13 protein-coding genes and 1 other RNA gene are annotated in these 13,624 nt (G+C 49.0%); 4 read left to right on the forward strand and 10 right to left on the reverse strand.

Features of this window, described 5'->3' with window-relative positions:
• The 10 genes from CIK04_RS05655 to rsmI all read right to left on the reverse strand — a co-directional run.
• On the reverse strand, positions 1-246 hold a 246-nt coding region (locus CIK04_RS05655), incomplete at its 3' end, for an FtsW/RodA/SpoVE family cell cycle protein (RefSeq protein ID WP_176463290.1).
• Between the two features lie 38 nt (positions 247-284).
• Positions 285-1,613, reverse strand: a complete 1,329-nt coding sequence (murD, locus tag CIK04_RS05660) for a UDP-N-acetylmuramoyl-L-alanine--D-glutamate ligase (RefSeq protein WP_097352422.1) — start codon at positions 1,611-1,613, stop codon at positions 285-287.
• A 33-nt stretch (positions 1,614-1,646) separates the two neighbouring features.
• The gene (mraY, locus tag CIK04_RS05665) at positions 1,647-2,729 is read right to left on the reverse strand and encodes a phospho-N-acetylmuramoyl-pentapeptide-transferase (RefSeq protein ID WP_011149501.1); all 1,083 of its coding nucleotides are present in this window, start codon (positions 2,727-2,729) and stop codon (positions 1,647-1,649) included.
• A complete protein-coding gene (gene murF, locus CIK04_RS05670; RefSeq protein ID WP_097352421.1) occupies positions 2,726-4,087 on the reverse strand; it encodes a UDP-N-acetylmuramoyl-tripeptide--D-alanyl-D-alanine ligase in 1,362 nt (453 codons plus the stop codon). Before murF ends, mraY begins: the two co-directional genes overlap by 4 nt.
• Entirely contained in the window at positions 4,084-5,565 is a 1,482-nt protein-coding gene (murE, locus tag CIK04_RS05675) for a UDP-N-acetylmuramoyl-L-alanyl-D-glutamate--2,6-diaminopimelate ligase (protein WP_097352452.1), read from the reverse strand. The genes murF and murE overlap by 4 nt, the downstream gene beginning before the upstream one ends.
• Before the next feature lie 31 nt (positions 5,566-5,596).
• A complete protein-coding gene (locus tag CIK04_RS05680; RefSeq protein WP_017421295.1) occupies positions 5,597-7,327 on the reverse strand; it encodes a peptidoglycan glycosyltransferase FtsI in 1,731 nt (576 codons plus the stop codon).
• Complete coding sequence (gene ftsL / locus CIK04_RS05685) at positions 7,324-7,641, reverse strand: cell division protein FtsL (RefSeq protein ID WP_013572437.1); 318 nt, start codon at positions 7,639-7,641, stop codon at positions 7,324-7,326. Before ftsL ends, CIK04_RS05680 begins: the two co-directional genes overlap by 4 nt.
• A 9-nt stretch (positions 7,642-7,650) precedes the next feature.
• Entirely contained in the window at positions 7,651-8,601 is a 951-nt protein-coding gene (gene rsmH, locus CIK04_RS05690; RefSeq protein WP_011078671.1) for a 16S rRNA (cytosine(1402)-N(4))-methyltransferase RsmH, read from the reverse strand.
• Between the two features lie 181 nt (positions 8,602-8,782).
• An RNA gene (gene rnpB, locus CIK04_RS05695) (RNase P RNA component class A) lies at positions 8,783-9,224 on the reverse strand.
• Between the two features lie 99 nt (positions 9,225-9,323).
• Complete coding sequence (gene rsmI, locus CIK04_RS05700; protein ID WP_097352420.1) at positions 9,324-10,187, reverse strand: 16S rRNA (cytidine(1402)-2'-O)-methyltransferase; 864 nt, start codon at positions 10,185-10,187, stop codon at positions 9,324-9,326.
• Between the two features lie 68 nt (positions 10,188-10,255).
• On the opposite strand from rsmI, the gene CIK04_RS05705 reads away from it, so the two are divergent.
• From CIK04_RS05705 to CIK04_RS05720, 4 genes are read left to right on the forward strand one after another with little or no spacing between them, the layout of a single operon-like run.
• Positions 10,256-12,067 (forward strand): penicillin-binding protein activator, encoded by a 1,812-nt coding sequence (locus tag CIK04_RS05705; protein WP_097352419.1) that lies wholly within the window; start codon positions 10,256-10,258, stop codon positions 12,065-12,067.
• Complete coding sequence (locus tag CIK04_RS05710; protein WP_017421291.1) at positions 12,054-12,422, forward strand: YraN family protein; 369 nt, start codon at positions 12,054-12,056, stop codon at positions 12,420-12,422. The genes CIK04_RS05705 and CIK04_RS05710 overlap by 14 nt, the downstream gene beginning before the upstream one ends.
• Before the next feature lie 3 nt (positions 12,423-12,425).
• Positions 12,426-13,016, forward strand: coding sequence for a phosphoheptose isomerase (locus CIK04_RS05715; protein WP_011078676.1), 591 nt, complete (start codon positions 12,426-12,428; stop codon positions 13,014-13,016).
• Between the two features lie 2 nt (positions 13,017-13,018).
• Complete coding sequence (locus tag CIK04_RS05720; RefSeq protein ID WP_097352418.1) at positions 13,019-13,612, forward strand: BON domain-containing protein; 594 nt, start codon at positions 13,019-13,021, stop codon at positions 13,610-13,612.
• The last annotated feature ends 12 nt before the right edge of the window (positions 13,613-13,624 follow it).

A 13,624-nucleotide genomic window follows, 5' to 3' on the forward strand; every position in this document is an offset into this window, starting at 1 on the left:
CAGTGGGATTTGCAACACTACCGCGGAGGTGCCCAACGCCAAGCACAAAAAAGTGGCGTGGCGGAACATAAAGTGAAAAGGCTGATCCGTCAGACGAGAGCTGATAGGAAAGGATGCCGATGTCACCATCACCAGCCCCGTCAGCATTAAACACAATGCAATCCAAACCAACTGCCTATCAAACAAGGCGTCTGGTGGTGAGTGGCGAAACCAGCCGAACAAATTGTTTTTGATATTACCTACCATCACCAAACATCGTGCCTTGTTAAAAATACGCGCTAGCGCTATGCATACTGGCGAGCCAGTTCGGCGAATCGATCGCCTCGCGCCATAAAATTACTGAATTGGTCAAAACTAGCACATGCAGGGGAAAGCATCACCATATCTCCTGATTGTAATTGTGGAGATATATGCTCAATCACATCTTCCATACGTTCAAAACGGGTGGCCGATGCGTGCAATGGCATAAATTGATCACCATCAGCACCAAAACAACATAGTTGGAGGTTTAGCTGCGCCAAAATCGGCTTCAATGGCGAGAAGTCAGCCCCTTTGCCATCCCCACCCACCAGTAAATAGAGTTTGCCGGCACAGTTAAGCCCCGATAAGGCAGCCTGCGTACTCGCAAGATTCGTCGCTTTTGAATCATTGACCCACTTGATGCCACGATTATCTGCGACAACCTGACATCGGTGTGTCAAACCGGTGTAAGACTTCAAAGCACTCAAGCCTTTACGGTAATCAATACCAGCGCACGTCAGCAGCGCCAAAACCACCAATACATTTGCCACGTTATGCTGACCAACCAGTTTGAGTTCTCGGCTTGCCAAAATAGGTTGCTGGTTATGTGACAACCAAGATTCACCCAGATGACTCATGACACCAAACTCACTGTCATCGGAGCCAAAAGTCACCAAAGCAAGTGATTGCTGGTCGTGGGAAGTTTCAGGATAAGTCTGACGATCATCGCGATTCACGACACCATATTTTGCATGCTGAAAGATGCGCAGTTTAGCTTGACGATAGTCATCCATGCCTTGGTAGCGATCCATGTGATCTTCAGAAAGATTCAGAAATGCCGCCGCAACCAAGTGGAGGCTGGAAGTCGTTTCTAATTGAAAACTCGAGAGTTCAAGCACATACAGCTCAACCTCTTGCTCCAACAAATCGAGTGCAGGAACACCAATGTTACCGCCAATCGCGCATTTCGCCCCACAGGCGTTAGCCATGACTCCGGTTAAATCCGTGACGGTGCTTTTGCCATTTGAACCAGTAATCGCGATGACCGGTTTATCTGCCGCCCAAGCGAACAACTCGATATCACCCACCACGGCAACACCGCGTGCTAACACCGTTTGAATTTGAGGGGTCGCTAAGGCGATACCTGGGTTTGTGACGACCAAATCGGCCTCAGCTAACCAAGCGTCATTCCAACTACCGACATGCAGCGCAATGTCTGGAGGCAATTGTTCCACACCTGGAGGGGTTGGACGCGTATCAATCACTTTCACTTGCAACTGCGGCTGTGTTTTTCGCAAGTGTCTAACGACGGAGAGCCCGGTAATACCGAGCCCTACAACCACAACCTGTTTGATGTCTTGCCAACGATCCATATTTCATCACACCATAAAAAGAGTGTCCGCCGATTAACGCACTTTCAGTGTCGCTAGACCGATCAGAACCAACACCATAGAAATAATCCAAAAACGCACAATAACACGTGGTTCAGGCCAACCTTTCAACTCGTAATGGTGGTGAATGGGTGCCATGCGGAAAATACGTTGGCCACGTAGCTTGTATGAACCGACCTGCAAAATCACCGACAAGGTTTCCATGACAAAGACACCACCCATGATCACTAAAACTAGCTCTTGGCGTACAAGGACGGCAATCGTCCCCAACGCGCCACCCAACGCGAGAGAACCAACATCGCCCATAAAGACTTGTGCTGGGTAAGTGTTAAACCATAAGAAGCCCAAACCAGCACCGACGATGGCAGTACATACCACCACCAGTTCAGAGGCGTGAGGTAGGTACGGGATGTGAAGATACTGAGAAAAATTGACATTGCCGGTTGCCCAAGCAATCACAGCAAAACCTGCGGCGACCAAAACCGTCGGCATGATCGCCAAACCATCTAGACCATCCGTTAAGTTCACCGCGTTACTGGTACCGACAATCACAAAATAGGTCAAAACAATGTACATCAGCCCTAGCTGAGGCATCACATCTTTGAAAAAAGGCACAACCAACTGCGTCGCTGCAGTGTCTTTTCCGTATGCGTATAGAGCGAAAGCCACGACCAACGCAATGGCTGACTGCCAAAAGTACTTCCAACGTGCGATCAAACCATCGGTATTCTTGCGAACCACTTTGCGGTAATCGTCAACAAACCCGACCGCACCATAGCCCATCAAGACGGCCAGTACAGCCCAAACGTAAGGGTTGGATAAGTTAGCCCAAAGCAAAATGGTAATAGAAATAGCCGCGAGGATCATGACACCACCCATGGTTGGCGTGCCACGTTTACTAAAATGAGACTCAGGGCCTTCGTTACGCACCACTTGACCAATTTGCAGCAACTGTAAGCGCTTAATGAGGCGTGGCCCCATCCAAAGCGACAGCCCCAACGCGGTTAGAACACTTAAGATCGCGCGAAACGACAGGTATTCAAACAGTCGGAAAAAGGAAAAGTATGGCTGTAGCAGCTCGGCAAGCCAAATAATCATTGATAGTTCTCCTTCAAAGCAGCAGCCACTTTACTCATGCCAGCTGAGTTTGCGCCTTTGACCAACACGGTATGACAGGCTTCATTTTCGTTGGCCAAATTCTGCTTGATGTATTCGATCAGTTCACCATGGTCTGAAAAATGTTTTCCACCACACAACTGGCTAATGATCCTAGTATCCTCGCCATAGGTAAGGACGTGTTCAAAATTTAATGGGGCAGCATGTTCACCGACTTGACGATGAAGTGCAAGACTTTCATTGCCCAATTCCGCCATATAACCTAAAACTAACCAACGCTGTCCGGTAAAACTACCTAATAGGTCCACCGCCGCCTTCATAGCTGGCACACTGGCATTATAACTGTCATCAATCAGTTTGATGTTGTCGGATAATTGTTGAACATCAACGCGCCCTTTGACAGGCATCAGATTGAGCAATCCCGATTGGATTTGCGCTAAACTGGCACCAAACTGCAAAGCAATAATACTGGCGGCAATCGCATTGGCGACGTTATGTTGGCCAATGATACCAAGAGAAAGTGGAATACTCTCTTCAGGCGTATGCAATACGAATGAGGCTTTCCCTTGCGTATCCAGTACGATGTCTGTTGCGTAGAAATCAGCCTGCTCTGACGTTGCCGAGAACGTTATGACTTGTTTATCGGCCAGTACCTGTGTCCAATACTCACCGCCATGACTGTCTAGATTGACGATCGCCACGCCACCAGCAGACAAACCTTGGTAAATCTCCCCTTTCGCTTGTTTCACGCCATCAATCGAGCCAAACCCTTCAAGATGCGCCGCAGCCACGTTGTTCACCAACGCCACATCGGGCTGAACAAGTTGAGTGGTATAGGCAATTTCACCAAGATGATTGGCACCCAGTTCAATTACCGCAAAATCATCGTTGAGCTCTGAGCGTAGCAACGTCAGAGGCGCACCAATGTCATTGTTAAAATTACCCGCGGTGAACAGCACTTTACCTTTTTGCTGCAGAATACTGGCCACCATCTCTTTAACGGTGGTTTTGCCGCAACTGCCCGTGATCGCCACGGTAGGAGTTTGGCTGCGCTGATGCACATCCGCTCCGAGCTGACCGAGTGCAATTTTCGTATCTTTGACCAGCACTTGTGCGACGGGAAGATCCAGCGCTCGCTCCACCAACAATGCGACAGCACCTGCGTCCACCGCTTGCTGGCAAAAATCATGCGCATCAAAACGTTCACCGACGAGCGCAATAAACAACGCTTGATGAGGGATATGACGCGTATCCGTTGAAACGGTACAAAAGGTGGCGTCATCGCCAATCAGTTGTCCTTGCGTCAATTGTGCCAAATGACTCAGAGAGGTCTCAATCATGATGAAATTCCTAGCAGTTGCTGCGCCGATTCACGATCCGAGTAGTGAACCGTCTGGTGCTTGAGTACTTGATAATCTTCGTGGCCTTTGCCTGCCAACAAAATGATGTCATCCGCTTGTGCATTGTCGAGCGCGTATTGAAGCGCGCTGAAGCGATCGTGCTCAACCACCGCACTGTCCGCACGGGTTAAGCCCGCCAGCATATCTTGCACAATCATGGCGGGGTCTTCACTGCGTGGGTTGTCATCGGTAAGCACAACGTGATCAGCCAGACGCTCTGCAATCTCAGCCATCATTGGTCGTTTGCCCTTATCGCGATCACCACCACAGCCGAAAATAGCCCACAAATGACCGGTACAATGAACACGCAACGCTTGCAGCGCTTTCTCCAGTGCATCAGGGGTATGCGCATAATCGACCACCACTTTTGCTTTGCTGTTCACTTGAAACAGCTCCATGCGTCCAAGCACTGGACGCAGGTTCGCTGCCGAACCCAATAAAGCTTGCTTATCAACGCCTAAGGCTAACAGTGTGGCCAACGCGAGCAGTAAGTTGGTGGCATTAAATTCACCAATCAGTGGCGCGTGCAGACGCCCTTGACCAAAACAGCCATCAAACTCAATCGTAATACCGCTTTCTGCGTAAGCTACCGAACTGGCCCACAGTGCTTTTACACTTGCATCTTGTGGAAACAATGAAACGCCGACCCCTTGTTTCAGCACTTGAAACCACTCCACACCGACTTCGTCATCCAGATTGATGATCGCATGCTGGCACTGATGCTCAGTAAACAGCGTCATTTTGGCTTGGGCATAGGCTTCCATCGTGCCGTGATAATCCAAATGATCGCGACTCAAATTGGTAAACACGCCAGCGGCAAACTGTAGCGCCTTGACGCGCCCCTGCACTAAGCCATGAGAAGAGACTTCCAACGCAGTTGCTTTTGCCCCTTGCTGCTGTAAGTCTGCCAACGTTTTTTGAATCTCAACCGCATTGCCCGTGGTATTGGCCGCTGGCTGTAGGGCATTGAGAAAACCGTTGCCCGTCGTCCCCATCACCGCAGCTTTTTGCCCGGCTAACTCTAGCCACTGCGCAATCAATTGAGTGATGGTGGTTTTACCATTGGTTCCTGTCACACCAATTAAGGACATCTCAGGATGTTGATACAGCCGTCCCGCTAATTGCGACAATTTTTCGTCCAGCTTCTCAAGATAGACAATCACCACGTTTTGCTGATAACGCACCAAGCCGGAAGGGTATTGCTGGCAAGATTGAGCAATGATGGCATTTGCACCCTGTTCTATTGCTTTCTCAATATACTGGCGGCCATCCACCACGTGACCAACGATAGCAACAAAAGTATCGCCTTGTTTCACCTGACGACTGTCTAACTCCAGCGATTGGACGGTAATGTCCGCAAGCTCAGGGCAATCTAGCCACGGCGCTAATAAATTTGTCAGATTCATGGTATTTCGCATTTTGTTCTCCGAGCCACGCTCAGCCATAAAACTAGTTCTGGAATGCATTTTCATCGGGTGCCACATTCAAAATTTGCAGAGCACCTTTCATAATTTCTGAAAAAACGGGGGAAGCAACGGAACCACCATAGTAATCATCCCCTTGTGGTTCATTGACCACCACGACCAAAGCAATTCTCGGATCGCTAACTGGCGCAATCCCCGCCGTGTAGGTGATGTACTCATCGCTATACCCACCGGCTGTTGCTTTACGTGACGTTCCCGTTTTCGCCCCAACACGGTAACCCGGAACGGCTGCTCGTCTGGCTGAGCCACCTTTTTGCGTCACAGTTTCAAGCATATTGAGCACTTCACGAGCGTGTTGTTTGGACACCACTTGCTTCGCCATATCACGATCGTTGCTTTTGATGATGTGGATCGGCTCGTACATACCTTCATTGCCCAAAGTTGCGTAGGCATGAGCCAATTGAATCGGAGTGATCGACAGACCGTACCCAAACGACAGCGTCGCTCTCTCAATCGGAGACCAACGCGAACGCGTAGGGAAAATACCGGTCACTTCGCCAACAAGATTTAACCCAGAAGGCTCTCCAAGCCCGACCGAGTTATACATGCCGAGAATCGCTTCCACAGGCATTTCCATCGACAGTTTTGTCACGCCGATGTTACTGGATTTTTTAAGGATTTCGGTCAGATCCGCTTTACCGACCTTACTCGTATCTCGTACTCGACTGCCACCGACTTGGAGAATGCCGTTGCCCGTGTCGATCACCGTGTCTTTGGTGGCAACGCCGTTTTCCAGCGCGGCAAGAATCACAAAAGGCTTCACCGTGGAGCCAGGCTCCAACGAATCAGTGATGATGCGGTTACGCATCTTGTAGCTTTGCCAATCACTGCGATTGTTTGGGTTGTAAGAAGGCGCGTTGACCATCGCCAACACGGCACCTGTTTTCACATCCAACATCACTGCCGAGCCAGAAGTCGCACGATGATCGGCCACCGCTTGTTTGATGGCGCGATAAGCAATAGCTTGGAGACGCTGATCAATGGTGAGTTCAAGCGACTTGCCCTCTTGCCTGTCTTCATAGGCAATATTTTCCACCACGCGGCCATAACGGTCTTTACGAATCGTCTGTTTGCCCGCTTCACCAGTCAACCAGTTATCGTAACTGCGTTCCACCCCTTCAAGACCGTGACCATCGATACCCGTTACGCCCACTAAATGAGCACTCACTTCACCAGCGGGATAATAGCGGCGCGATTCTGATTTCAGCCCCACGCCTGGAATTTTAAGCTCGCGTATGTAGTTCGCCATCGCGGGGCTCACTTGGCGCTGCAAGTAGATGAAGCGGCGGTTTTCATTGCGCTCGATACGTTCAATCAATTCTTCACGCTGCAGCCCCAACACATCGGCTAACGCATACCAACGCTGTTTGTTATCCAGCGCCTTTTCTTTGAAAATCGTCACCGGATCGGCCCAGACCGCTTCAACGGGAACGCTCACCGCTAAAGGTTCACCGTTGCGATCGGAGATGATACCTCGCGCGGACGGAAGGGCTTTCACACGGATAGAACGCAAATCCCCTTCACGAATAAGGTTGTCAGGCTCAATGACTTGAATAAATGCAAGACGAACAACAAGCGCGGCAAACGCGAGGAAAACAAATCCTAGGACTAAATGGAAACGCCAGCGGATAAGCAAAGATGTCCCTTGCTCACTCTCTTTGGGTTTGACGGTGGTTTTGCTCTTTTTACCCATCATTTCAGATTAATCACCACTTCTTTGTCGCCATCAGGCCGTTTCATTTCGAGCTCTTTTTTCGCCATCTCTTGCACGCGACTATGCTCAGCTAGCGCGGTCTCTTCCAACATCAGGTTGCGCCACTCGTTATCCAAATGCTCACGCTCTTGCAGTGCTTCATCTTTTTGGGTGATCGCTTGACGGGTATGGTGGGTGGCAAAAACCACCGCCATCGCTGAGGCAAAGATCAGGACAAGCAAGATCAAAGGCGTTCGACCTACCGTTAGTAGGTCGAAAAAAATTTCTTTGGCGAGATTTGGCTTGGCTGGACGCATAGGTTTAAATTAAAGCTTTTCAGCGATTCTCAACACTGAGCTGCGAGAACGTGGATTCAGTTCAATTTCTTGCGCTGTTGGCATGATCGCTTTACCCACTGTTTTCATATTGGCACTGCCTAACGCTTTGATTTGCGCCTCGGTCAGAGGGATACCGTGAGGCACTTCAGGCCCTTTACTTTCTTTGCGCATAAAGCGTTTCACCATGCGGTCTTCCAAAGAATGGAAGCTGATCACCGATAAGCGCCCTTCTGGAGCCAGAATACTCGCCGCTCCTTTCAGTGCTGTATCGATCTCTTCAAGCTCACTGTTGATGTAGATACGAAATGCTTGAAACGCACGAGTCGCTGGGTGTTTTTTCTCTTTAAAGCTTTTTGGCGCCGCTTCCGAAATCAGTTTTGCCAGTTGGCTGGTACGCGTTAGTGGCTCTTTGGTTTCATCTTCGCGATGCGCAACAATCGCTTTGGCAATACGGCGCGCATGTTTGTCTTCACCAAACTCACGAATCACCCAAGTGATGTCATCCAAATCCGCTTCCATCAGCCACTGAGACACTGGAATGCCCGAGGTTGGGTCCATACGCATGTCCAACGGGCCGTCTTTCATAAAGCTAAAGCCACGTTCAGCGTCATCAAGTTGTGGCGAGGAGACACCGAGATCCAACAACACACCATCCACTTTACCGACTAAATCATATTGCTCGGCATAATTCGCCATTCCTGAAAAAGGGCCATGAATGATGGTAAAACGCGGATCATCAATTTTGCCCGCTTCCGCGATAGCTTGAGGATCTCGGTCAATACTGTACAGGCGACCGTGTTCGCCAAGTTTAGAAAGAATCGTACGGCTGTGACCACCACGACCAAATGTTCCATCAATGTAAATACCATCCGGCTTGATGGCGAGACCATCAATAGATTCATGAAGTAGTACGGAAATGTGCTGGAATGTGTCGGTCATGGTTTTCTCGTTGAATATTCAAAGCCTGTGCGGCGAATCATTAGTGTACTGATTTCCTTGTTCAGTGCCACTATTTGACAAAGTTCAGGCGTGATATAGCGCCAAGTTTATTGGTTCACATAATCATTGCGTCAGTAAAATGCAAAAAACCCATCATTACTAGGTAATGATGGGCTTAAAAGGGTGGAGCCGACATATAAGCCGGGTTCTGTTCCGCTTGCGCGGCGGTAGCCATTCCTCTAGGCCAGCAATCGCTCACTGGCTCAAGCAACCTACCCGCCTCCTAACGCGAGCAACGCTATGTGGAGGCCTATTTGGTCTTGCTCCGGGTGGAGTTTACCCTGCTACGAACTGTTGCCAGTCGTCCGGTGCGCTCTTACCGCACCCTTTCACCCTTACCTGATCCTCTCATCTTACGAATCAAGGCCATCGGCGGTCTTCTCTCTGTTGCACTTGTCGTAGGCTTGCGCCCCCCAGGCGTTACCTGGCACCCTGCTCTATGGAGCCCGGACTTTCCTCCCCTTTGTCAGTCTCCCGAAGGACGTCAACGTCAGTCTCCCAAAGGACTTCAACGTCAGTCTCCCGAAGGACATCAACAAAGCAGCGACTACCCAGTCAACTCCGAGGGCGGATTGTATAGACTTCTCCACTGAGTGTCTAGTGAGATCACATTATTGGCGCAAATAGGGACGATTTTGCAAACTAACCAAACCAGAGATCCGTTATTCGAGGTTCTCAAGCCCCCACTTGTAGAGCGCATTTTTCTTCAAGTTGTAGATTTCCGCGGCTAACGCAGCGGCTTTTTTCAGTGGTAACTCTTTGGTCAGAATGGCCAAACTCCGTAATGCCTCTTCCGGTAGCGACTCCTCCGCAGAATCACGATAACCGTGAATCAACAACACCATCTCACCTTTTTGCTGATTGTCGTCCGACTGAACCCACTCAACCAACGCCGACAAACGCATGCCCTGAATCGTTTCAAAGGTCTTGGTGAGTTCACGTGCCAACACGACTTCGCGATCTGGACCGAGGATTTCAAGCATATCGTGCAAAGAATCGACAATTCGATGTGGTGACTCATAAAAAATACAGGTACGCTCTACCTTTGCAATTTCGAGGAACTTATCCTTACGACCTTTGCTTTTTGGTGGTAAGAAACCTTCGAAACTAAAGCGATCAGAGGGCAAACCTGACGCACTTAAGGCAGCGATCACCGCACAAGCACCAGGAAGTGGCACAACTTTAACGCCCGCCTGACGACACTGTGTAACCAAGTGATACCCTGGGTCACTGATAAGTGGCGTTCCCGCATCAGACACTAATGCGATGTTCTGCCCGGAAAGCAATTTATCCACTAAAACTTGCGCTTTTTGCTGCTCATTGTGGTCATGTAAAGCAAAAGTTTTAGTTTGAATATTGAAGTGAGACAATAACTTACCTGTATGTCGGGTATCTTCTGCAGCAATCATATCCACGCTGGTTAGCACCTCTATGGCACGCTGGGTAATATCCCCTAAATTGCCAATCGGTGTCGGCACGATATAGAGGGTTGCGCCTTCTGTTGGGAAGTTATTTTTATCTGTCATTTGTTTAGCATCACTTCAACGATTAATATAGAGACAATTTTGTTCGGACTTTAAGAGAACTCACGGCAATGATGAACCCTAAGAGACTCAGTGTACCACGCTTACTCACTCCAGTTGCACTGGCAATTACGCTAGCGGCTTGTTCTTCAGGCCCTAAAACGCCAACCAGTGTTGATATTACACTTGAGCCCACCCTGTCAGTTCAAAACTACATGATAAATGCAGACAGCAGTGAGGGTACCCTACAAGCAGATTGGCTGATTATGGCTGCCAAGGCAGCGCTGAAAAATGGCGATCTTGCTCAAGCTGACTTACTGATCAAGCGCTTAGCAAGAATGCCGCTCTCCGAAGTGCAGCAGGCTGAATGGCAGTTAACACGTGCCGCTTACCATCTAAAACTCAACCAAGCCGACAACGTGATCGAGCTATTGAATTTCAAAACTTGGTGGAAACTGCCAAACGAACAGTGGAAAGATTATTACACGTTGCGTGCCGAAGCTTACACCGCATTACAGCAGCCGTTTGAAGCCAACCGACAACTGGTCACTCTAAGCCAATACGTGGACGAATCTCAGCAAGCTGAAATCGCGCAGCAAATTTGGGCGAACTTTGCCGGTTACTCTCAATATGAGATCACGCAACTTCATCCCGATGCCAGCGAAGAAGTGCTCGATGGCTGGTTACAATTGGCGATATACATGAAAACCATGTCTACCAATGTGCCACAGCTAAAAAACACGCTTGAACATTGGTTTGCAGAAAATACCGCGCACCCTGCAGCTTTGTATACCCCCGCTGAAATTCAAAGCATTCTCGACTTAGAGATTGTTCAACCGGTGCATACTGCGTTATTGCTCCCTCTCAGTGGCAAATATGCTAAGCAAGCACAATTGATTCGTGATGGTTTCATCTTTGCCATGATGAACGACAAAGATCGCGATCCTGAAGCGACCCTCAAGGTCATTGATACCAATCTCTATCAACCACATCAGTTGAAACAGCAACTGACCGATGAGCAAATTGATTTCATTGTCGGACCGCTACGTAAAGATGTCATCGAAGTGCTACAAGGCGAGTTAAGTGACAAGAGCGGTCAAGTGTCAATTCCATCACTGGCACTCAACATTCCCGACGACCTACAAGCAGGGACGGGGATCTGCTACCTGACCCTTTCTCCAGAGCAAGAAGTCGCCCAAGCGGCGAAGCACTTGTTTGCTAATGGCTACAAGTATCCACTCATCTTCGCCCCTCAAGGCAACTTAGGGCAACGAGTAGTCAGCGCCTTTGAAGCCGAATGGAAGAAATACAGCACCAACAAAGTGGCCGTAAGCTACTTTGGTGATAAGCGTCAGCTACAACGTGATGTAAACTCGGTATTTGGCTTACAAGAAAGCCAGCAGCGAATCGCACAAATGGAAGGGCTAATGAAGTTGCCAATGGAAACGCAGCCTCGCAGTCGTCGTGATATTGACTCCGTCTACATCGCTGCTCGCAGCTCAGAGCTCACTCTCATCAAGCCATTTATTGAAGTGGCGGTAAACCCAGATGCAAAACCACCGAAGCTCTTCTCCAATTCCATGAGCAACAGTGGTGAGAAGCAATACGAAGACCTCACAGGCATTGTTTACAGCGACATTCCAATGTTGCTTGAAGTGAACCCTGCACTGGATAACCAAATGGAACAACTTTGGCCAGAACAGTCCAACTTCCAAAAACGCTTACAAGCGTTGGGGATGGATGCCTACAAACTGATGGCGGAACTACCACAAATGAAAGTGGTCCCAAATCACGCCGTCAACGGTCAAACGGGCGTGCTGACGATTGATGATCAATGCGTCGTTCATCGCGAAATCAGCTGGAAAGAGCATGGGGCTCTTTAGCCGACGCGCCATCGGCAACCAATATGAGTCCTTGGCGAAGGCATACTTACAACGCCAAGGACTGAGGTTTATTGAAGCCAACTTTACGACCAAGGTTGGCGAAATCGACCTGATTTTCAAAGAAGCACAAACCATTGTGTTTGTTGAAGTTAAGTATCGAAAAAATAGCTGTTATGGCGACGCCGCAGAGATGGTGAATCCTGCCAAAGCCAACAAGCTTATTAAAACCGCTTATTTATGGTTAAACAAACACGGATATAATGCTTGTAACACTGCGATGCGGTTTGATGTTGTGGCCATTCACTCCAATGGCCAGGATATTAACTGGATCGCCAATGCAATTACTCAAGGATAATCGATGCTCGACAGCATTAAAGACAGCTTTACCGAAAGTATTCAAATTCAAATCGCCGCCGCAGAAGCCCTGCCAGATGCCATCACCCATGCCGCACAGGCGATGGTGGCAACTCTGCTGAATGGTCACAAGATTCTGTGTTGTGGCAATGGCGGTTCGGCAGCGAACGTTCAACAATTTGTTTCATGTCTACTCAACCGTTTCGAGACTGAGCGCCCAAGCTTACCAGCCATGGCTCTAACCGCCGACAACACCACCTTGACGGCAGTGGCAAATGACTACCACTATCAAGAGATTTTCTCGAAACAGGTGCGTGCCTTTGGTCAACCTGGCGATATTTTGTTGGCGATCTCCACCAGTGGTAATAGTAAAAACATCATCAAAGCGATGGAAGCGGCGGTAACTCGAGACATGACGATCATTGCTCTCACTGGCAAAGATGGCGGTGAGATGGCAGGCCTACTCGGTGAAAACGATGTTGAGATTCGAATTCCATCTCACCGCACCGCGCGTATTCACGAAGTGCACATGGTGACGCTGCACTGTTTGTGCGATCTCATTGACCAAGTGCTTTTCCCTGCTCACGAGGAATAAAGATGCGACGTTACGTTTTGCTTTTCATCACAACTTGGGCCTTATCAGGTTGTGCCGGACTTTTCATCGCTGGCGCCGCAACCACCGCAAATCTTGTGACGGATACACGAACAACCAAAGAGATCTGGCAAGATAACAATATCGAGTTTGAAATTGCGGCCATTGGCAATAAAGCACCTTATCGTGGCAAAGTGCGAATCGTCGCGAGCTCTTACAATGGTACGGTGGTGTTGATGGGACAAGCCTCCACTGCAGAGGAAAGATCGGGATTTGAACAGCAAGCTCGCAGTGTTAAAGGTGTTCAAGTGCTTCACAATCAAGTTAAAGTGAAAGCCCCACTCAGCGTGTCACAAATCAGTAATGACAGTTGGATCACGACTAAAGTGAAATCTGCATTGCTTACCGATGAATCCTTAAAAAGCGTAAAGATCAAAGTCATCACCGAAGATGGCGATGTGTTCCTGTTTGGCTATGTAAATAGCGAACAAGCGGAGAAAGCGACTGAGATTGCACGCAATATATCTGGGGTTAAGCAGGTTGTTCGTGCATTCCAGTATGGCGAGAACGCAACACAAGCAAGTAATGCCAGCCAATAATCAATATCGGTA

It is taken from the genome of Vibrio sp. 03_296 (assembly GCF_002265885.1).